Below are 18,784 nucleotides of genomic sequence, written 5' to 3'. Positions count from 1 at the left end.
GCGCTTGGCGTTTCAGGCCCGGCGAAGACGCCGGGCGTCACCCTCAGGGCGTCGCCGCCGCGTCCGGCTCGATGGCCCCCAGCCCCGCGAGAATGCGGTAGGCGGTCTTCACCCGCGCCGCATTGGGGTAGTTGCGGTTGGCCAGCATCACCAGCCCCACCTGCCGGTCGGGCAGCATCACCACGTAGCCGCCGAAGCCATTGGTCGAGCCGGTCTTGTTGATCCACACCTTGGCCGGCCGCGCAGCAGCATCGCTCGACGGGGCAACCGGCTTGACCGTGTGCGGCTCGAGAATCATGCCGTAGCCGTTGCCCGCCACCAGGGTGTCGAGGCTGACCGGGCGCGGATACTGCTCCCAGATCAGATCCTGGGTCATGTCGCCGACCTGATAGTAGGGCCGCTGGGTGGCATCGATCGCCTGCTGCAGCTCATCGTCGAGCGAGAGTAGCCCGAGATTGGCCTGGACCAGCGCCGCAGATCGGTGGCGGTGGTCTTGATACCGTAGGCTTCGTCCTCGAGCACCCCGGGCGAGACCCGCGTGGGCTCGCCCGACTTGTCCTCGCCCATGGCATAGTGCCCCTGCTCGGTGGTGGGCACGTCGTACCAGGTGTGGTCGAGCCCCAGCGGTTCGAGCAGCTGCTCGCGCACCGCCGGCACGAAGTCGCTGCCGAGGCTGGCAGCCGCTGCCAGCCCCAGCAGCCCGATACTCAGATTGGAGTAGCGCCGGCTCTCCCCCACCGGCGCGCTCGGCTGAAACTGGCGATACCAGGCCATCAGCGCATCCTGGTCGTTGACCGTCTCAGGCACGAACAGCGGCAGGCCGCCGGCGGTATGGGTGCCCAGGTTGATCGCATCGACGTCATCGAAACGCTGCCCTCGAGCACCGGCAGGTACTGGCTTACCGGGCATCCAGATCGAGCTTGCCGTGTACCGCGGCGAGCGTGGCCAGCGTGGCGGTGAAGGGCTTGCTCAGCGAGCCGATCTCGAACAGGGTATCGGCGTCCACCGGCTGGGTTTTTTTCCGGTCGGCACGCCGTAGTCGAGCACCTGGACCCCGTCGGGGCGCACGATAGCGACCGCCATGCCGGCGATCCGCTCTTGCTGCATCAGCGCCTCGATCAGCGGGTCGACTACCTGGCGGGTCGCTGCCTCGTCCCTCTCCTGGGCCACGGCCGCCTGCGTACCCAGCACCAGCGCCACCCCCAGCCACCATGCTTTCATGCTGTTCTCCTTGGCTCGTAGTTCCGCACCGGAGACGGGCAACCGCCCGCGTACCGGCTGCCGCTATCATGCGCGCAAAGGCACGACGAGCAATACTGGCACGCGTAACCGTTCGTCACCACCTCATCCATCGGCCTGGCGACGGTAGACGCTGACGCCGCAGGAGAGCATCGGCGCGGCGTATCAATGCACCACGTTGCGAATGAAGCGCAACGTGCCAACCCCATCGTTGCGATAGCGGTAGGGCTGGTCACTCGGATAGACATGGAAGTCGCCGGCGGCGATGACGATGTCACCCGTCGAAAGCGCCAGCGTCAGCGTGCCTTCGATCACCACCAGCATCTCGTGCCAGCCATTGTCGTCGGGCGCCGATTCGTAGACCTCACCCGGGGCGAGCGACCAGGACCACAGCTCGACTTCCTGTCGGGCCGGTTTGCTCGCCAGCAGCCGTGCCCGGCTCTGCGGGGAGCGGCCGACCCAGGCCACCTCATCGATGCGCGCGGAGTCTTCACTGTCCGGTGGCTGAACCAGTGCGTAGAACAGCACCCCCAGCGCTTCGGCCAGGCGATCCAGCGTGTTCAGGCTGACGTTGACATCGCCCTTCTCGATATTGACCAGCATGCGTCGGCTGAGTCCGGCGCGCTCGGCCAGCGCCTGCTGGCTCAGACAGGCCGCCTGGCGCAGGCGCCGGACATTGGCGGCCACGTGCACCAGCACGTCGGGGCGCTCGTTAGTGTTGTGCAATATATTGCCCATCCGTACAATCGCGACTCTCGTCCCCGCCGCCCACCGCCGAGGCGCTGCACGGTCAGGTTTGGCGAGCCATCATGCCCGAGCCCCCTGGAGGTGTCATGTCCGTCGCCAACCATCCCCTCGTCCAGCGCACCTGGCCGGTCGCCATGCTGGTGGTGGCGATGTGTTCGATCCAGAGCGGTGCGGCGGTGGCCAAGACGCTGTTTCCCCAGATCGGCGCCACCGGCACCACCTCGATTCGCCTGATCCTGGCCGCCGGCCTGCTGCTGCTGGTGATGCACCCCTGGCGGCGACGCATCAGCCGCCGGGCGTGGAAGTCGACGCTGATCTACGGCGTCTCGCTGGGCATCATGAACCTGATGTTCTATCAGGCGCTGGCACGCATTCCGCTGGGGATCGCCGTGGCGCTGGAGTTCACCGGTCCGCTGGCGGTAGCGATGCTCTCCTCGCGCCGCTGGCTGGATCTGGTATGGGTGGCGTTCGCGGTCAGCGGCCTGATCCTGCTGCTGCTGCTGGGTGACGATCACAGCGGCCCTGTCGATCCGGTCGGTGCGGCCTTCGCCCTGGGTGCCGGGGTGTGCTGGGCGCTGTATATCCTGTTCGGGCAGAAGGCCGGCGCGATCAATGGCGCCCAGAGTGCGACCCTAGGCATCACCATCGCCGCCGTGGTGATCGCGCCGATCGGGCTGATCGAGGTCGGCCCGGCGATCTTCGCCCCCGAGATCCTGCCGTTCGCGCTGGCGGTGGCGGTGCTCTCCACCGCCCTCCCCTACACCCTGGAGATGATCGCCCTGCCACGCCTGCCGACCCAGACCTTCGGCACGCTGATGAGCCTGGAACCGGCGGTGGGCGCGCTCTCCGGTCTGCTGTTCCTGAGCCAGCAGTTGAGCGTGCTGCAGTGGCTGGCGATCGCGCTGGTGATCGTCGCCTCGATCGGTACCACGCTCACCGCCCGCGCCAAGGAGCCGTTCGAGGCGCCGCTGCCCGACTGAACGTGGCGCCAGCACGCCACCGCCGTGCACGAATCTTCCAGACGCGGTGGGGTGGGCGTGGCAGACTGAAGCCGCGTCCACGTCATCCAGGAGGATGAGCATGTCTTCGACCGGGTGGATCGATCTGCAGCGCCACGCTAGCGGTATCGAGACCCTGCGCGCTCACTTCGAGGGCCACGCCTACGATCCCCACTGGCACGACAGCTACCTGGTCGGCTTCACCGAACAGGGCGTGCAGCAGTTCCACTGCCGGCGACGGCGCCACGACAGCACCCCCGGTGGCGGTTGTTTTTCGTCGAGCCCGGCGAGCTCCACGACGGCCGCGCGCCCACCGCGGGCGGTTTCACCTACGCCATGCTCTACCTCGACCCGGCCTGGCTGCAGCGTGAGCTGCGCCAGTTCGGCGCGGCGCCGGTCAGCAGCGGCGAACCCGGCTTCCGGCGCACGCTGGCCGATGACCCCGAGCTGGCGCGCCAGGTGGCCGCGGCCTTTAGCGCACTGCGCACGCCCGGGTGGCGGTTGGCCCGGGAGACGCATCTCGACGCCTTGCTGCGCGGCATGCTGCCCCACCTGGGCTGGCAGGAAAGGGCGCTGGGCGACCCGCGGCTGCCGCGCAGCGCGCGTCTGGCCCGCGACTATCTGCACGCCCACTGCGAGCAGGATATCGGCCTGGAGACCCTCGCCGCCCACTGCGGCATCGACCGTTTCCGTCTCAGCCGCGCTTTCAAGGCCGCCTTCGGGCTGGCGCCGCACGCCTACCTGGTACAGCTGCGACTCGCCCATGCGCGCCGCTGCCTGGCGGTGGGCGACGCCCCGGCAGAGGTTGCGGCGCGTTTCGGCTTCGCCGACCAGAGCCATCTGGGACGCTGGTTCCGACGCGCCTATGGCCTCACGCCCGCGGACTACCGCCGCCGCGGCTGAGCGGCCTTTCCATCGATCCCGATTCTGTCGACCCGATTCCGTCGACCCGATTCCGTCGACCCGATTCCGTCGACACGATCACCTCAACCCAATTACCTCGACCCGATCCCACCGGCATGTCGGCTCTGCTCAGATCTTCCAGACGCGTCAGCCGCGCCAGGCGATAGTCGGGGCTCCCGTTGTCCCCTGGAGCCACCCATGCCGAGCTGGATACCTTTCGCGCTGTTCGCCATCGTCGCCTCGATCACGCCGGGGCCGACCAATCTGCTGATTCTGCAGCAGGGGCTACATCACGGCTTCCGCCGTACCCTGCCGGCGGTGATCGGTGCCAGCCTGGCCGCCGCCACCCTCGTGCTGCTGGTGGGGCTGGGCCTGGGCCAGCTGCTGATCAGCCGGCCCTACGCAAGCCTGGCCCTGAGCTGGCTGGGCGTCGTCTGGCTGAGCTGGCTGGCATGGCGTCTCTACCACGCCCCGGCACCCTCGACGGAGCGCGCTGAGGCTATGCGAGCGCCGAACTTCGGCGCCAGGCAGGCGGCAATACTGCAGCTGATCAACCCCAAGACCTGGCTGATGGCCCTGGCAGTGGTGGGCGTGTTCGCCCCGCAGCACGCCACGCCGGTCGCGATCGCGGGATTGGCGGCGATCTTCGCCACCCTGGCGATGCCCTGCCTGGCAGCCTGGGGGGCGATGGGAGACGGCGCCGCGCGACTGCTGCGCTCTCCAGCGCAGTGGCGGCTATTCAACCGCGCGCTGGCGCTGGTTCTGCTGCTGGTGGCGTGGTGGAGCGTGCTGATGCCGGGCTGAGAGGGTAGCCGGCGAGAAGATAACGAGAGGACGAGCAGCGTGCGGGGTGACAGGAAAGCGCCATGGCGAAACGGCCGGCCTCAGGCCGCTTGGCGATGGCGCCCCCTTGGGCACCACGGCCCTTGCGTGAATAGCTGCCCTTGCCTTTCTTGGGCATCTGCTGCTGCTGACGAAACTGCGGTGTGCGCAACGCGGCCTGAGCGCGTTGTCACGAATCGGCTGACGAGCCATGGAAGCTCCTTGACGTTCAGGGTGGCTGATCGACATGCGTGATCAAGATGGAGGAAGAAGCGTGGTGGTGCAAGCGTGGTGGTGCAAGCCTGCTGGTTCGAGCCTGCCGGCACCCGATCTCCTGGGAAGCGCGCCAACGACAGGCGCCAAATGCCAACGGCCACCGAGGGTGGCCGTTGACGTCTACCTTACCGTACGGGCAGGGCCCGCTATCGCTCAGGCAGCGGCGAGGTGCTCGTAGAGCACCATGCAGCCGATCACGATCAGCACCAGGCCACCGCCGATCTCGGCGCGCTTGCCGATCAGCGAACCGATGGCGCGGCCGAGCATGATGCCGATGGTGACCATCAGCGTGGTGGCCAGGCCGATCGCCGCCGCCGCCACCAGGATATTGACGTTGGCGAAGGCCAGGGTGACGCCGACCGCCATGGCATCGATGCTGGTCGCCAGAGCGGGTGGCCGCCACCAGCCAGAACGAGCGCCGTGCCGGGGCTTGTGCGTCGCCCGCATCGCGCGGGTCATCCGGCTTGAGACCGGCCCAGATCATGTGCGAACCGAGCCCGGCCAGCAGTACGAAGGCGATCCAGTGGTCCCACTCGGACACGAAATGCGTCGCCGCCAGGCCGATGGCCCAGCCGATCACCGGTGTGATCGCCTCGATGGTGCCGAAGATCATGCCGATGCGCAGCGCCTCGGGGAACCGCGTGCGCTTGAGCGCGGCGCCCTTGCCGATCGACGCGGCAAAGGCATCGGTCGACATGGCGAAGGCAAGCAAGAATGAGATGCGGGATTCATGGCGTCGTCCAGCCGGTGGTTGCACCACGACACCCGCCAGGCCCGACTCTGCGTCGCGGGTGTCAATGGTCTCGCCAACCGACATCGGTGTGCGTGCCACGGCCAGGGCCGAGTGTGTTGACACGCACGCCGCTGGGCGACAACAGACACGCCAGCGACCGGCTACTCCCCAAAGAGATTCAGACTATAGTCTTCGCGCCGCGGGCTTTCATAAATGATTGAATTCAAAGGGAAAAATACACCACGGTTTTAATTCATGTCGTCGTCGTTAATCAAGTTCACCGGGGTTGAACTTCGATCGTGGGGTTGGCGAATGCGCTTCGTGGCCAGCCGTCAGGGCCGTGGTGATCCAGCCGCGCAGGCGGTCGGGGGAATCTCGCCACGCGCATACAGCAAATGATAGGTCAGCGGCGCGATGAGCGTATCCATCAGCACCGCGACCGGAGGTGCGACTTCTCCGCGCGCCAGGGCGCGCTCGCGCAGTGTCTGCATGATCGCCTCGCTGCACTCCCGACAGCGCTGGCGACGTTCGTCGTCGGCGCTGGCCATGATGTCGTCGAGCCCACGCCGGCCGGGTACCGAGGTCATCTCCTCGAGATACTGCTCGCACCAGGCCTGTAGATCGCCGGCCAGGCTGCCGGTATCCACCGGCGCGGTGTCGAGATGCAGGCGCTCGAGCGAGACATCGGCCAACAGCTCGGCGAGATTGCCCCAGCGCCGATAGATCGTCGACGGGGTGACGCCTGCCAGCTCGGCGATCTGCGGCACGCTCAGCGCGTCGCGCCGGCCCTCCTGCTGTAGCGTTCTGACCGCCTGATTACCGCCTGCTGAACTCGGGCGCTGCGCCCGCCCGGCCGCGCGGCTTCCTTGTTCGTCGTACTCGCCATGCCTCTCTCCCGACTCGCTTCCTATTCGCTTCCTGCTCGATCCATCATTCGGCCCGCTGATCGACCTAAAAGCAAAATATTTGCTTTTTGCGCCGGACACGCTCAGACTCCCGTTAACGCTAAATCTTAGCATTAATGGAGCCCGTCATGTCACCGCCATCCGTCGCTCCCGCGGCCTATCCGGCGCCGCGGCTCGGCACGCTGACCTACTATGCGCTGCTGATGGTGACCTTTCTCGCCGCCTCCAGCGCGCCCACCCCGCTCTATCGCCCTTATCAGCTCGCCTGGGGCTTCTCGACCACCTGGCTGACGCTGGTCTTCGCCAGCTATGTCTTCGCACTGCTGCTGACGCTGCTGGTCTCCGGCTCGTTGTCGGACTATCTCGGCCGCCGTCCGGTCGTGGCGTTGGCGATCATCGGCGAGATCGCTGCCATGCTGGTGTTCCTGGCCGCGGACGACCTCGCCTGGCTGCTGGCGGCGCGCATGTTGCAGGGCGTGGCGACCGGCGTGGTGACCAGCGCACTGGCCGCCGCCATGCTCGACAGCGACCATCAGCGCGGCCCGGTGGTCGCGAGTATCGCCCCGCTCTACGGCATGGGTTTCGGTGCGCTGATCGCCGGCGCGCTGGTCACCTATGCGCCCGCGCCGATGCACTTGATCTATTGGCTTCTGCTGGTAATTCTCTGCGTACAGGGGGTGTGGCTCATGCGCATTCCCGAGACCGCGGCGCGGCGTCCGGGCGCGCTGGGTGCCCTGCGCCCGCGCATCGGCATCCCGCCAGCCGCGCGCGGCCCGCTGTTGCGGGTGGTGCCGGCGGTCGTCTCGTCGTGGGCGCTGGGTGGATTTTCCCTCTCCCTCGGTCCGACCCTGATCGAGCGCGTGAGCAACATCCACAATCCGATGGTGGGCTGTCTGATCACCTTTCTGTTGCCGTTCATCGGCGGGATCAGCGTGCTGACGCTGCGCGCCAGGCCGCCGCGCTCGGCGTGTGATGATCGGCACGGCCTGTCTGATGCTGGGCATGGGCGGTCTACTGGCGGGGGTGAGCAGCGACTCGGTGGCGGTGCTGCTGGCGGGCACGGCCGTGGCAGGCATCGGCTTCGGCGCGGCCTTCATGGGCGCCATGCGCACGGTCATGCCCCTGGCGCCGCCGACCCAGCGCTCGGCGCTGATGGCAGCGTTCTATACCATCTGCTATCTCTCGGCCAGCCTACTGTCACTGGCCGCCGGCGTGGCGACCCAGCATCTCGGCCTGCTGCCGACGACCTACGCCTACGGCACGCTGGTCGCCCTGCTCTCGCTGTCCGCGCTGATCGCGGCTCTGGCCGCGCCTCGCGGGGACGCCGGATGCTGCCCGCGCCCCGCCTGAAGCGGTGGCACGGGATGTGTCTCAGCTCGCGTGCACCTCGCGCTCGAGCGCCTGGCGCATCTCGCCATCCAGTGACAGCGCCTGTGCCAGCTGGTCGAGCCACGCTTTCTCCATCGGATTCTGATCGTCGATGATCGCCACGCTGGCGAGATAGATTTCGCGGGCGGCCTGGGGCGAGTCGGCATCGCGCGCGATCGCCTCGGCATCCAGCGGCGCCGACATCTCGCGCTCGACCCAGGCGTGCAGCTCGTCATCCGCGCCCAGGGCGTCGATCTGCTCGGCCAGGGCGGCACGCTCGGCGGCATCGATATGCCCATCGGCGCGCGCCGCCGCGATCATCGCCTTGAGAATGCCACGGCTGCGCGTCTCCTGGCGCTCGCCGGAGAGCTGCTCCAGCGGCTGGTCCGTTGCGCTCGTCGCCTCGGCCGGCGCCGACTGCTGCGCCTGATGCGACTGCCACGCCTTCCACGCCAGCGCCCCGAGCCCCGCCAGCGCGCCGTACTTGATCGCCTTGCCGCCCAGGCTGCGCCCGCGCTTGCTGCCGATCAGCATGCCCAGCGCGCCACCGCCGAGTAGCGACTTGACGTCGAAGCCGCCGCTGCCGGCCTTCTGGCGCTGACCGCCACCCGCCTGCTGCATGAGCTGGGAAAGGATCCGTTGTGCGTTCATCTGCTGTACTCCGCTGCCTGTCGAAAAGAAGTGGCGCCGCCATGATCGGCCACCGGGCCACGGCATCGACCCGGTGTGCCAGTTTGCCGCAGCACCGGGCGCTCAAGGCGCTGCCGCGAGGGCCGATAGAGCGTACTCGGCACCCACGCGGATCGGTGCCGTCCCGGCCGCCACCCGCAGGTGACGCCCGGCTCTTCGATACTAAGGGAAGGCAGGTGAACCAAGCATGAAACGTCTCGCAGACATGACCGTGAAGACCAGCTGGCTGCTGGTACTGGTGGCATTCACACTCCTGGTGCTGGGGGTCGCGGGGCTGGCCGCCTACGCCGTCAATACCGATGTCTCGCCGGGGTTGATCAACGCCGGCATTGCCGTCGCGGTGGTGGCGACCCTGGTGCTGGTGACGATCGTGCTGTGGGGGGTGACGGTCAACGTGATTCGTCCGCTGGAGCGCCTGGTGGAACACTGCGAGAAGCTCGCTACCGGCGATCTGTCGGCGCCGGTGGAGCGCCGTGGCAACAACGAGATCGGGCGGCTGTTCGCGGCCATGGCGCAGACCCAGAGCCATCTCTCGCGCACCGTCGGCAACGTGCGTGACGCCTGCGACAACGTGCTCGACGGCGCCAGCGGTATCGCCCAGGGCAACACCGACCTCTCCTCGCGCACCGAGCAGCAGGCCGCTTCGCTGGAAGAGACCGCTGCCAGCATGGAGCAGCTGACCTCGACCGTACGCCAGAACGCCGACAATGCGGTGCAGGCGAGTCAGCTGGCGAGCGAGGCCACCGACGTGGCCAATCGCGGTGGCGAGGTGGTCGGCGGCGTAGTCAGCACGATGCACGCGATCAGCGAGAATTCGCGCCAGGCGGTAACGCTGCTCGACGCCATCGACTCGGTGGCATTCCAGACCAATATCCTCGCCCTCAACGCCTCGGTGGAAGCGGCTCGCGCCGGCGAACAGGGCCGCGGCTTTGCGGTGGTCGCCAACGAAGTGCAGACACTGGCCAAGCGCTCGGCCGATGCGGCCAAGGCGATCCGCGACCTGATCCAGCGCTCCGCCGAGCGGGTCGAGAGCGGCGCCGCCCTGGCCGACAAGGCCGGCACCACGATGCAGGACATCGTCAACTCGATCACCCGAGTCAGCGAGATCATGCACGAGATCGCCGCGGCCTCGGAGGAGCAGAACCACGGCATCACTCAGGTCAACCAGGCGGTGACCCAGATGGATCAGGTCACCCAGCAGAACGCCGCGCTGGTGCAGCAGGCCGCCAACGCCGCGCGAGCGCTGGAAGAGGAAGCCAACGAGCTGCAATCGGTGGTCGCGGTGTTCCGCCTCGACGCCAGCGCCGTGGCCAGCCCGCAGCGCCCGCAAGCCGCGCCGCTGCCGGCGGCGAGCGCCAAACCTGCAAACGCCCAACCGGCCCGGCGCCGCGAGGCGGAGACCGCCGAGTGGGAAGCGTTCTAGCCACTGTCTGAAAAGTACCGCGCTCGTCGACTTTTCAGCCAGCACCTAGACACGCCGTCGGCTGAATTCGCTAGTCGATGATGGCAGGCCGCTGCGGCTGGGCATGAAAAGCGAAGGCATCCTCGATGTCGCGGGCGATCGCCCGCGGCGTCGAGAGCGGTGGCAGCGCGTCGGGCGCGAAGTAGGCGGCATCCAGCACTTCGTGCCCGGGGTCCAGCGGGGCGTCGTCGAGCCGCTCGCAGAGGAAGAACAGCTTGTAGAAGTCGAGCACATCCGGCGGATAGGCGTGGCGCGCCTTGTGGCGGATGGCATAGAGCCGCGCGATGCGCACTCGTATCCCGGCCTCCTCCCACACCTCCTTGCAGGTATTGTCGGCCGCCGACACGCCCACCTCGGCATAGCCGCCGGGCAGGGTCCAGCGGCCATCCGAGCGCTCCTGCACCAGCAGAATACGTCCCTGTTCGATGATCGCCGCGCGCACGTCGATCTTGGGCGTGACATGCCCCTCCCGCGGGCCTAGCGCCGTGGCGATACGCTCTGGCGTGGCGCCACCCAGCGCTGCCATCATCTCGCGCGAGAGCGCGGAGATCTCCTCGTAGCGTTCGCGGTCGAAGGTGTCGCGGCAGTAGTGCAGCCCGGTATCGGCGAGCGCGGAGATACGCTTGGCCCAGCTCAGCCATTGATCTTCCATGGGGTCCATCCTGCGGCGAGTGAAGGCGCCAGACTAACAAGTGCACCTGTGGTACGCACAAAAAAGCCCTTCCGAAGAAGGGCCTGGTGGTGCGACTCAGGGTGCCGGCGGGGCGCTTGGTGCGGGGGGAGCATCGGGCGCCGGCGGTGCGGCGGGCGTGCCGGGTGCAGGAGGCGCCGGCGGCGCATCGGGCGCCGGGGCCTGACCGGCGCGCGGCGGCCGCGGCGGCTGGGTCAGCGCCTCGAAGGCAGCGACCTGATCCGGGCTCAGCACCTGGGCCAGAGCGCTGTGGCGCTGTTCAATCAGGCGTCTGAAGCGTTCACCGCGCGGGTCGTCGACCTCGGCGTCGGGTGCCGCGCCGGGCCGCTTGAGCTGGTGCAGACCATCGAAGAAGGTACGCTGGGCGTTGAGCACCTCCGCGCTGCTGCTGATCGAGCTGCCAGGTCGCGAACAGCGGCGTGAAGCGCGCCTGCAGGTCGGCATCCAGGGCCGCCGGATCGTGCGCCGGGCCGGGATGGCGCGGCATCGCCGCCTGACGCTCGAGCATCAGGTAAGCGCGCAGCTGGGCCGGCTCGAGCACATCGGCGAGCTGCTGGCGCTGACGCTCGAGCAGCGCATCGAGCGCACCACGACGCGCCTCCGGGGCCACCTTGGGGCCATCGCTACGCAGCTGGCGCAGCCCGTCACGGAACTCGGTATCCGCCTGGGCCAGCGCGGCCTGCTGGCGCTGATCGAGCTGCCAGCTGGCGACTACGGCGTCCTTGAGCGCGTGGCGTGGGCGTGCTTGGCGCTGTGCGGCGCCGGCGGCTGCGCACGCTCGGCCGGCGCCGCCATGGCCAACGGAGACAGTGCGGTGAGGGTAACGGCGAGCGCGAACAGTGACTTGGACCTTGCTTGCATGATGACACGACTCCTGTGGCGCACCGGGACGCGGTGCACTCTCACTATCGCCGCGCTTCATGCACACAGTGTGCAGCGAGCATGAAAGCTCGAGCCCAGACGTGCAAAACCGCCCACGTGGGGCGGTTCGACAGGCATCGATCGGAGAAGTTGACGAGCTTCAGAACGCCCAGTCCTCGTCTTCCGTACTGACCGTCTTGCCGATCACGTAGGAGAGCCCAGAGCCGGAGAAGAAGTCGTGGTTCTCGTCAGAGCCGGGCGAGAGCGCGGCGAGGATCGCCGGGCTGACGTCGGTGACGCTGGCCGGGAAGAGCGCTTCGAAGCCCAGGTTCATCAACGCCTTGTTGGCGTTGTAGTGGAGGAACTTCTTGACGTCTTCGGTCAGACCGACGTCGTCGTAGAGCGCCTCGGTGTATCTCACCTCGTTATCGTAGAGCTCGTGGAGCAGCTCGTAGGCGTAGATCTTGATCTCTTCCTGGCGCTCCGCCGGCAGCTGGGCGAGCTGGCGCTGGAACTTGTAGCCGATGTAGTAGCCGTGGATCGCCTCGTCACGAATGATCAGGCGGATCAGGTCGGCGGTGTTGGTCAGCTTGGCGCGGCTGGACCAGTACATCGGCAGGTAGAAGCCGGAGTAGAACAAAAACGACTCGAGGAAGGTGCTGGCGACCTTGCGCATCAGCGGGTCTTCGGCGCGGTAGCGCTCGAGGATCAGCTCCGCTTTCTTCTGCAGGAAGGGGTTCTCCTCGCTCCAGCGGTAGGCGTCGTCGACGTCACGGGTGGCGCACAGCGTCGAGAAGATCGAGCTGTAGGAGCGCGCGTGGACCGACTCCATGAAGCTGATGTTGGTGATCACCGCCTCTTCGTGGGGGTCACCGCGTCCTCGATCAGCGTCGGCGCGCCGACCGTACCCTGGATGGTGTCGAGCAGGGTGAGACCGGTGAAGACACGGATGGTCAGCTGCTGCTCGTGCTCGGTCAGGGTGTTCCAGGACGGGATGTCGTTGGAGAGCGGAATCTTCTCCGGCAGCCAGAAGTTGCCGGTCAGACGGTTCCAGACCTCCAGGTCCTTGTCGTCCTGAAGGCGGTTCCCAGTTGATCGCATCGACCCGGCTCAGATGGCGGGCTGCAGAGGTCGCGGGCATATCCATGAGCATGTTCTCGTTCGGTTGACGCCGGCGCGAGCGCCGGCGCGTTCCAACAATTCAGACAGTCGATTCAGACAGTCGGGCTTACAGCGTGCAGGAGACGCAACCTTCGACTTCCGTCCCTTCCAGCGCGGCCTGACGCAGACGAATGTAGTAGATCGTCTTGATGCCTTTGCGCCAGGCGTAGATCTGCGCCTTGTTGACGTCACGTGTGGTCGCGGTGTCACGGAAGAAGAGCGTCAGCGACAGGCCCTGGTCGACGTGCTGGGTCGCCTCGGCGTAGGTGTCGATGATCTTCTCCGGGCCGAGCTCGTAGGCGTCCTGGTAGTAGGCCTGGTTGTCGTCGGTCAGGTAGGGCGCCGGGTAGTAGACGCGGCCCAGCTTGCCCTCCTTGCGGATCTCGACCTTGGCCGTGACCGGGTGGATGCTCGACGTCGAGTTGTTGATGTAGGAGATCGAACCGGTGGGCGGGATCGCCTGCAGGTTACGGTTGAACAGCCCGTGGGCCATCACCGATGCCTTCAGCTCGCGCCAGTCGTCCTGGGTCGGGACGTGGATACCGCTCTTCTCGAACAGCCCGCGCACCTTCTCGGTCTTGGGTTCCCACGCCTGCTCGGTGTACTTGTCGAAGTACTCGCCGCTGGCATAGGTCGACTGCTCGAAGCCGGCGAAGCGCTTGCCACGCTCGATGGCGATGCGGTTGGAGGCACGAATGGCGTGGAACGCCACGGTGTAGAAGTAGATGTTGGTGAAATCCAACCCCTCTTCGCTACCGTAGAAGATACGCTCGCGGGCCAGGTAGCCGTGCAGGTTCATCTGCCCCAGACCGATCGCGTGGGACTTGGCGTTGCCTTCGGCGATCGACGGCACCGAGGAGATATGGCTCATCTCGGAGACCGCCGTCAGGCCGCGGATCGCGGTCTCCACGGTGGCGCCGAAGTCCGGCGAATCCATGGTCTTGGCGATGTTGAGCGAGCCCAGGTTGCAGGAGATGTCCTCGCCGATGTGACGATAACCGAGGTCGTCGTCGTACTCGGTCGGGGTGTTGACCTGCAGGATCTCCGAGCACAGATTGGACATGTTGATCCGGCCGTGGATCGGATTGGCGCGATTGACCGTATCCTCGAACATCAGATACGGGTAGCCGGATTCGAACTGCAGCTCGGCGATGGTCTGGAACAGCTCGCGGGCGTTGATCTTCTTCTTGTGGATACGGCCGTCGTCGACCATCTCGTCGTACTTCTCGGTGATGCTGATGTCACCGAAGGGCACGCCGTAGATGCGCTCCACGTCGTAGGGCGAGAACAGGTACATGTCCTCGTTGCGCTTGGCCAGCTCGAAGGTGATGTCCGGCATCACGATGCCCAGCGAGAGCGTCTTGATGCGGATCTTCTCGTCGGCGTTCTCGCGCTTGGTGTCGAGGAAACGCAGGATGTCCGGGTGGTGGGCATTGAGATAGACCGCCCCGGCACCCTGACGCGCGCCCAGCTGATTGGCGTAGGAGAAGGCATCTTCGAGCATCTTCATGATCGGAATGATGCCGGAGGACTGATTCTCGATGCGCTTGATCGGCGCTCCCGCCTCGCGGATGTTGGAGAGCGAGAACGCCACCCCGCCACCACGCTTGGAGAGCTGCAGCGCCGAGTTGATGGAGCGCCCGATGGACTCCATGTTGTCCTCGATGCGCAGCAGGAAGCAGGAGACCAGCTCGCCGCGCTGACGCTTGCCGCAGTTGAGGAAGGTCGGGGTGGCCGGCTGGAAACGCCCGTGGATGATCTCTTCGACCAGCTGGCGCGCCAGGGTCTCGTCACCGCGTGCCAGCGACAGCGCGACCATGCACACGCGATCCTCGAAGCGTTCGAGGTAGCGCTTGCCGTCGAAGGTCTTGAGCGTGTAGCTGGTGTAGTACTTGAAAGCGCCCAGGAAGCTCTGGAAGCGGAACTTGACCGCGTAGGCCTGATCGAACAGCGCCGTGACGAAGGCGAAGTCGTACTGATCGAGCACTTCCTGCTCGTAGTAGCCCTCTTCCACCAGATAGTCGAGCTTCTCCTTCAGCGAGTGGAAGAACACGGTGTTCTGGTTCACGTGCTGGAGGAAATATTGACGCGCGGCCTCGCGGTCCTTGTCGAGCTGCAGACGCCCTTCGGTGTCGTACAGGTTCAACATGGCGTTGAGCGCATGATAGTCGAGCGTCTTGGCATTGTGATCGGCGGGCGATCGCGCTGCCGTCTCTTTTTCTAGGCTGAGCGTTTCCAAAATTCATTCACCCCTGCAAGGACGCGACGGACATCCTCATCGGTGCCCATCAGCTCGAAACGGTAGAGATACGGTACCTGGCACTTCTGTGCGATCACCCGGCCAGCCTGGCCGAATGCCGCGCCGAAGTTGGCGTTGCCACCGGCGATGACCCCGCGGATCAGCGACCGGTTGTGCTCATCGTTGAGAAAGCGGATCACCTGCGGCGGCACCGCCGTACGCGGTTCGCCATCGCCGTAGGTGGGCACGATGAGAATATAAGGTGCTGCGACGCGCAGTGGCGGATCGTCACGGTTCAGCGGGATCCGGCTGGCCGGCAGGCCGAGCTTTTCCACGAAGCGTCGCGTGTTGCCTGATTTGGTCGAGAAATAGACCAGCTCAGCCATGACGACTTCCTTGCGCCTCTGCGCGATTCAGGTCGTGTCGGGTTCGACTGCGGCCTGGAGATTCTCTGCGAGCGCGGGGCGATGCCAGCGAGCGGCCGCTCTGCCACGCTCTCCAGACCGGACCGGCGCGCCTGGCGCGGTCCGCGTCAGCCGGGGCGGGCGCCCCGGATACAACGAATCAGGCGACCAGCGTGCTGATCTTGTCCGGACGGAAACCGGCCCAATGATCATCACCCGCCACCACGACCGGCACCTGGCGGTAGCCGAGGTCCTGTACACGCTGCATGGCAGCGGCGTCCTGGGTCAGGTCGACCACGGTATAGTCGATCCCCTGTTTGTCCAGCGCGCGATAGGTGGCGTTGCACTGGACGCAAGCGGGTTTGCTATAGATCGTGATGCTCATGATAATCATTACCATCCGTGATAGGAAATAGCGCCCATCGCTGGCCGATGGCGCGGGCCTTGGCGGCGTCTGGACACCCGTTGCGTGGTGTCGACCGCCTCTGGAAAAACACTATATATGGTAGCCTGGCGTTTTTCCAAGCATAGATGTGGTTTTTTTCTGTGCATTCCCTGTGGATATTTTCGACCCCTTCGGGAGGGCCCACCGTTGTGCGCCTCACGCCCTGTCAAGGGGTGGAAATTTCTTCCTCGGGGGAGGAAAACGGCCTCGACAACGGCAGCCAAGGGCCCCAAAAACGTCGAGCGCGCCGTTCGACTGGTAGCGAACGGCGCGCTCGGCATACTACATCTGGTAGGGGCGATATCGGGTAGGGCCCGAGGTGTGACGAGCGCCCTCTCGTCAGGGCCTAAGAACGCATTTCACTACCGCTAGACGACGTGAGCTTATCCGGCGGCAGGGCGTCGCGAGGGCGCTGTGAACCCTTCCCTGGGCGCTACCTTTGCCATCCCTGGCAACGGACCCTCGCTTTGCCCTGCCCCCGGCGCCCATCGTCAGAGAGTTTGGAAATGGGCGCTAATCCGACTTGATCGCGTGACCGCCGAACTCGTTGCGCATCGCAGCAAGCAGCTTGTCACCGAAGGAGTCGGCTTCGCGCGAGCGCAGGCGTTCGAGCAGGGAGAGGGTAATGACTGGCGCGCTGACGTCAAGCTCGAGCGCCTCGGCCACGGTCCAGCGCCCTTCTCCGGAGTCGGACACGTAGGGCGCGATGCCCTCCAGGCCGGGGTTCTTGTCCAGCGCATCGGCGGTCAGGTCGAGCAGCCACGAACGCACCACGCTGCCGTAGCGCCAGATCTCGGCGACCTGGTGCAGGTCGACGCCGAACTCCGCTTTCTTGCCCATGATCGCGAAGCCTTCGGCGTAGGCCTGCATCAGCCCGTACTCGATCCCGTTGTGGACCATCTTGGTGAAATGGCCGGCACCGGCGGGGCCGACATGCCCCCAGCCCTTGTCCGGCGCCGGCGCCAGGGCCTCGAACAGTGGGGTGAGCGCCTCGACCACCGCGGTCTCGCCGCCGACCATCATGCTGTAGCCCTCGGCGAGCCCCCAGACCCCGCCGCTGGTGCCCACATCGACGAAGTGCAGCCCTTTCTCGCTGGCGCGCTCGGCCCGGCGCAGGCTGTCCTTGTAGAGGGAGTTGCCGCCATCGATGACCACATCGTCCGCCGCCAGCAGCGGCTCGAGGTCGGCGAGCAGCTTATCGACGAGGTCCCCCGCCGGCACCATCAGCCACACGATCCGCGGCGACGGCAGCGCGGCCACCGCCGCCGCCAGCGATTCGGCCGGCTCGATGCCCTTGTCCGCCGCCTTGGCACGCGCCTCCGCGCTCGGATCGGAGCCAACAACCCGGTGCCCACCGCGTACCAGCCGCTCGGCCATATTGGCGCCCATGCGCCCCAGCCCCACCATTGCGAGTTCCATGTGTCGTTCTCCCTGCGGATGAGAGCCGCACCGCCGGATATCGAAAACTCTGTGCCGGGGCACGGCGATGAAATGTGTCGAAATCGATCTCGCGTACTGAACCTAGTGGCAAATCCGCCTCTCGGTGGTGCCGTGATCCGCGCTAGCTTGCAGAGCGCATCAGGTGGCTGGCGATCAGCCGCCGCACCGGCCAGGCGGCGTCGCCGGCACGTAATATGGCCTGGCGCAGCAGTCGCGCCGGCGGTCGCTCGTCGGTGTAGAGACCGACGATCGCCAGGGTGGCGGCGAACAGCGGCCCGGTGGCCAGGCGCTGCTGGCGCTGGTAGCGCGCCAGCAGCCGCGGTGCACCGATATCCTGCCCCGCCGCGCGGGCATCACCGATCAGCCCGGCGAGCCGGCGCACGCCCTCGAGACCGAGGTTGAAGCCGTGCGCGGTGACCGGATGCATGCCCACCGCGGCATCGCCGAGCAGCGCCTGGCGCGGCCCCACGAAGCGCTCGGCATAGACACTGACCAACGGGTAGCGACGCGCCTCGGCGGCCCGGGTCATCGCTCCCAGGCGGCCCTCGAAGCGGCGGGTGATCTCGGCGTCGAAGTCGGCCTGGGGCAGCGCCATCAGTGCATCCATCTGCGCCGGCGGCAGCGTCAGCACCACCGAAGAGCAGTGGGTATCCACCGGCAGCAGCGCCAGCGTCTGACCATGGCCGAACCACTCCCAGGCGCTGAAATCATGCGCTTGTTCGTGGTGCATGCGGCACACCAGCATGTGCTGGCCGTGCTGATAGGTATGCGCGGGGATGCCCATCGCTCGGCGCGTGGTCGAGAAGCGGCTGTCCGCCGCCACCAGCAGCGCGGCCTCGACGGTCTCGCCGCCGGCCAGGCGAATCTCGACGCTGCTGTCGTCGGCGCTGGGCGCGAAGGTCTCGATCTCGCTCTCGCAGCGCCACAACACCTCGGCCCGCCCCTGAGCCGGGTCGGTGAGCGCGGCAAAGGCGGCGGCGCGGATCACCCGGTTGGGCACCAGGCAGCCAAGCTCGGCATCCTGCCCCGCGCGGGGTGCGATCTGCATCGCGAACAGCGACTCACCGTTGAAGACCTTGGCGGCGCGCATCGTCGCGCGCTCTTCCGCGGGGATCTGCGGCCACACGCCGAGCGCTTCGAGGGTCTGCTGCGAGGCGCGGGTCAGCGCGATCTCGCGGCCGTCGCTTCCCGGCGCTTCGAGACTGGCGCGCGCTTGGCGATCGATCAGCAGCGCGCTGACGCCGCGCCGCGACAGCGCGTTGGCGAAACACAAACCGATCGGACCGGCGCCGACGATCGCGACGTCGACCCGCGTTGTGGGGGTGGAACCTTCCATCTCTGCCGCTCCCTACCGTGATGGGGCGTCAAGATAACCAAAAACGCGCCGCGGGTAATCCCGC

22 protein-coding genes, 3 pseudogenes and 1 riboswitch are annotated in these 18,784 nt (G+C 66.8%); of the genes and pseudogenes, 7 read left to right on the top strand and 18 right to left on the bottom strand.

Annotated elements, in window-relative coordinates; translation table 11 throughout:
- Positions 1-43: 43 nt before the first annotated feature.
- From CN538_RS25120 to CN538_RS08960, 5 genes are all read right to left on the bottom strand, one after another.
- A complete protein-coding gene (locus CN538_RS25120) occupies positions 44-415 on the bottom strand; it encodes a serine hydrolase (RefSeq protein ID WP_340638325.1) in 372 nt (123 codons plus the stop codon).
- Positions 373-909: a serine hydrolase gene (locus tag CN538_RS25115; protein WP_106419208.1), complete on the bottom strand. Its 537-nt coding sequence runs from the start codon at positions 907-909 to the stop codon at positions 373-375. Before CN538_RS25115 ends, CN538_RS25120 begins: the two co-directional genes overlap by 43 nt.
- On the bottom strand, positions 899-1,006 hold the full coding sequence (locus tag CN538_RS24305; RefSeq protein ID WP_164999551.1) for a serine hydrolase: 108 nt from the start codon (positions 1,004-1,006) through the stop codon (positions 899-901). Before CN538_RS24305 ends, CN538_RS25115 begins: the two co-directional genes overlap by 11 nt.
- Positions 970-1,221, bottom strand: coding sequence for a hypothetical protein (locus CN538_RS20330; RefSeq protein WP_164999550.1), 252 nt, complete (start codon positions 1,219-1,221; stop codon positions 970-972). Before CN538_RS20330 ends, CN538_RS24305 begins: the two co-directional genes overlap by 37 nt.
- A 183-nt stretch (positions 1,222-1,404) precedes the next feature.
- Complete coding sequence (locus CN538_RS08960) at positions 1,405-1,977, bottom strand: helix-turn-helix domain-containing protein (RefSeq protein WP_106419206.1); 573 nt, start codon at positions 1,975-1,977, stop codon at positions 1,405-1,407.
- Positions 1,978-2,072: 95 nt separating this feature from the next.
- Between CN538_RS08960 and rhtA the strand changes: the two genes are divergently transcribed.
- The 4 genes and pseudogenes from rhtA to CN538_RS08945 all read left to right on the top strand — a co-directional run bounded on the left by rhtA (position 2,073) and on the right by CN538_RS08945 (position 4,691).
- Positions 2,073-2,966 (top strand): threonine/homoserine exporter RhtA, encoded by an 894-nt coding sequence (rhtA, locus tag CN538_RS08955; protein ID WP_207233702.1) that lies wholly within the window; start codon positions 2,073-2,075, stop codon positions 2,964-2,966.
- Between the two features lie 94 nt (positions 2,967-3,060).
- Positions 3,061-3,198, top strand: a pseudogene (locus tag CN538_RS22580) (AraC family ligand binding domain-containing protein); the annotation flags it as partial.
- Between the two features lie 53 nt (positions 3,199-3,251).
- Positions 3,252-3,887, top strand: coding sequence for a helix-turn-helix domain-containing protein (locus CN538_RS08950; protein WP_242495710.1), 636 nt, complete (start codon positions 3,252-3,254; stop codon positions 3,885-3,887).
- Positions 3,888-4,085: 198 nt separating this feature from the next.
- Positions 4,086-4,691, top strand: coding sequence for a LysE family translocator (locus tag CN538_RS08945; protein WP_106419204.1), 606 nt, complete (start codon positions 4,086-4,088; stop codon positions 4,689-4,691).
- On the opposite strand, the gene arfA is transcribed toward CN538_RS08945, so the two are convergent.
- From arfA to CN538_RS08930, 4 genes and pseudogenes are all read right to left on the bottom strand, one after another.
- Positions 4,627-4,881 carry an alternative ribosome rescue factor ArfA gene (gene arfA / locus CN538_RS22575; protein ID WP_242495709.1) on the bottom strand — a complete coding sequence of 85 codons (255 nt, stop codon included), beginning with the start codon at positions 4,879-4,881 and terminating at the stop codon, positions 4,627-4,629. The two genes, CN538_RS08945 and arfA, sit on opposite strands and share 65 nt — an antisense overlap.
- Positions 4,882-5,138: 257 nt before the next feature.
- Entirely contained in the window at positions 5,139-5,351 is a 213-nt protein-coding gene (locus CN538_RS26710) for a manganese efflux pump (protein ID WP_340638299.1), read from the bottom strand.
- Positions 5,352-5,463: 112 nt separating this feature from the next.
- Positions 5,464-5,598, bottom strand: a pseudogene (locus tag CN538_RS26705) (manganese efflux pump); the annotation flags it as partial.
- Between the two features lie 129 nt (positions 5,599-5,727).
- A riboswitch (yybP-ykoY riboswitch) is annotated at positions 5,728-5,900 on the bottom strand.
- Between the two features lie 150 nt (positions 5,901-6,050).
- On the bottom strand, positions 6,051-6,485 hold the full coding sequence (locus CN538_RS08930; RefSeq protein ID WP_242495708.1) for a TetR/AcrR family transcriptional regulator: 435 nt from the start codon (positions 6,483-6,485) through the stop codon (positions 6,051-6,053).
- A 266-nt stretch (positions 6,486-6,751) separates the two neighbouring features.
- On the opposite strand from CN538_RS08930, the gene CN538_RS08925 reads away from it, so the two are divergent.
- Positions 6,752-8,107, top strand: a complete 1,356-nt coding sequence (locus CN538_RS08925; protein ID WP_242495707.1) for an MFS transporter — start codon at positions 6,752-6,754, stop codon at positions 8,105-8,107.
- Here CN538_RS08925 and CN538_RS08920 read toward each other — a convergent pair.
- Positions 7,995-8,642: a tellurite resistance TerB family protein gene (locus CN538_RS08920; protein ID WP_106419203.1), complete on the bottom strand. Its 648-nt coding sequence runs from the start codon at positions 8,640-8,642 to the stop codon at positions 7,995-7,997. The two genes, CN538_RS08925 and CN538_RS08920, sit on opposite strands and share 113 nt — an antisense overlap.
- Before the next feature lie 226 nt (positions 8,643-8,868).
- Between CN538_RS08920 and CN538_RS08915 the strand changes: the two genes are divergently transcribed.
- Positions 8,869-10,104, top strand: coding sequence for a methyl-accepting chemotaxis protein (locus tag CN538_RS08915; RefSeq protein WP_106419202.1), 1,236 nt, complete (start codon positions 8,869-8,871; stop codon positions 10,102-10,104).
- A 70-nt stretch (positions 10,105-10,174) separates the two neighbouring features.
- On the opposite strand, the gene CN538_RS08910 is transcribed toward CN538_RS08915, so the two are convergent.
- Both CN538_RS08910 and CN538_RS20325 read right to left on the bottom strand, forming a co-directional pair.
- Positions 10,175-10,795: an NUDIX hydrolase gene (locus CN538_RS08910; protein WP_106419201.1), complete on the bottom strand. Its 621-nt coding sequence runs from the start codon at positions 10,793-10,795 to the stop codon at positions 10,175-10,177.
- Positions 10,796-10,891: 96 nt separating this feature from the next.
- A complete protein-coding gene (locus CN538_RS20325) occupies positions 10,892-11,209 on the bottom strand; it encodes a hypothetical protein (RefSeq protein WP_164999448.1) in 318 nt (105 codons plus the stop codon).
- On the opposite strand from CN538_RS20325, the gene CN538_RS20990 reads away from it, so the two are divergent.
- Entirely contained in the window at positions 11,202-11,780 is a 579-nt protein-coding gene (locus tag CN538_RS20990; protein WP_207233700.1) for a hypothetical protein, read from the top strand. The two genes, CN538_RS20325 and CN538_RS20990, sit on opposite strands and share 8 nt — an antisense overlap.
- A gap of 75 nt (positions 11,781-11,855) precedes the next feature.
- On the opposite strand, the pseudogene nrdF reads toward CN538_RS20990, so the two are convergent.
- The 6 genes and pseudogenes from nrdF to ubiM all read right to left on the bottom strand — a co-directional run bounded on the left by nrdF (position 11,856) and on the right by ubiM (position 18,720).
- A pseudogene (gene nrdF, locus CN538_RS08895) lies at positions 11,856-12,836 on the bottom strand (class 1b ribonucleoside-diphosphate reductase subunit beta).
- An 87-nt stretch (positions 12,837-12,923) separates the two neighbouring features.
- Positions 12,924-15,095, bottom strand: coding sequence for a class 1b ribonucleoside-diphosphate reductase subunit alpha (gene nrdE / locus CN538_RS08890; protein WP_106419199.1), 2,172 nt, complete (start codon positions 15,093-15,095; stop codon positions 12,924-12,926).
- Positions 15,077-15,481, bottom strand: coding sequence for a class Ib ribonucleoside-diphosphate reductase assembly flavoprotein NrdI (gene nrdI / locus CN538_RS08885; protein ID WP_035475124.1), 405 nt, complete (start codon positions 15,479-15,481; stop codon positions 15,077-15,079). The genes nrdE and nrdI overlap by 19 nt, the downstream gene beginning before the upstream one ends.
- 178 nt (positions 15,482-15,659) lie before the next feature.
- Complete coding sequence (gene nrdH, locus CN538_RS08880) at positions 15,660-15,884, bottom strand: glutaredoxin-like protein NrdH (RefSeq protein ID WP_035475161.1); 225 nt, start codon at positions 15,882-15,884, stop codon at positions 15,660-15,662.
- 573 nt (positions 15,885-16,457) lie between these two features.
- On the bottom strand, positions 16,458-17,363 hold the full coding sequence (gene gnd / locus CN538_RS08875) for a phosphogluconate dehydrogenase (NAD(+)-dependent, decarboxylating) (protein WP_106419198.1): 906 nt from the start codon (positions 17,361-17,363) through the stop codon (positions 16,458-16,460).
- 142 nt (positions 17,364-17,505) lie between these two features.
- Positions 17,506-18,720, bottom strand: a complete 1,215-nt coding sequence (gene ubiM, locus CN538_RS08870; RefSeq protein WP_106419197.1) for a 5-demethoxyubiquinol-8 5-hydroxylase UbiM — start codon at positions 18,718-18,720, stop codon at positions 17,506-17,508.
- Between the last annotated feature and the right edge of the window lie 64 nt (positions 18,721-18,784).

Origin of the sequence: Salinicola tamaricis, from assembly GCF_003006155.1 — a bacterium.
Taxonomy (GTDB): domain Bacteria; phylum Pseudomonadota; class Gammaproteobacteria; order Pseudomonadales; family Halomonadaceae; genus Salinicola; species Salinicola tamaricis.
Note: the sequence above shows the minus strand (reverse complement) of the source record. Positions and strands in the feature narration are given on the sequence as shown.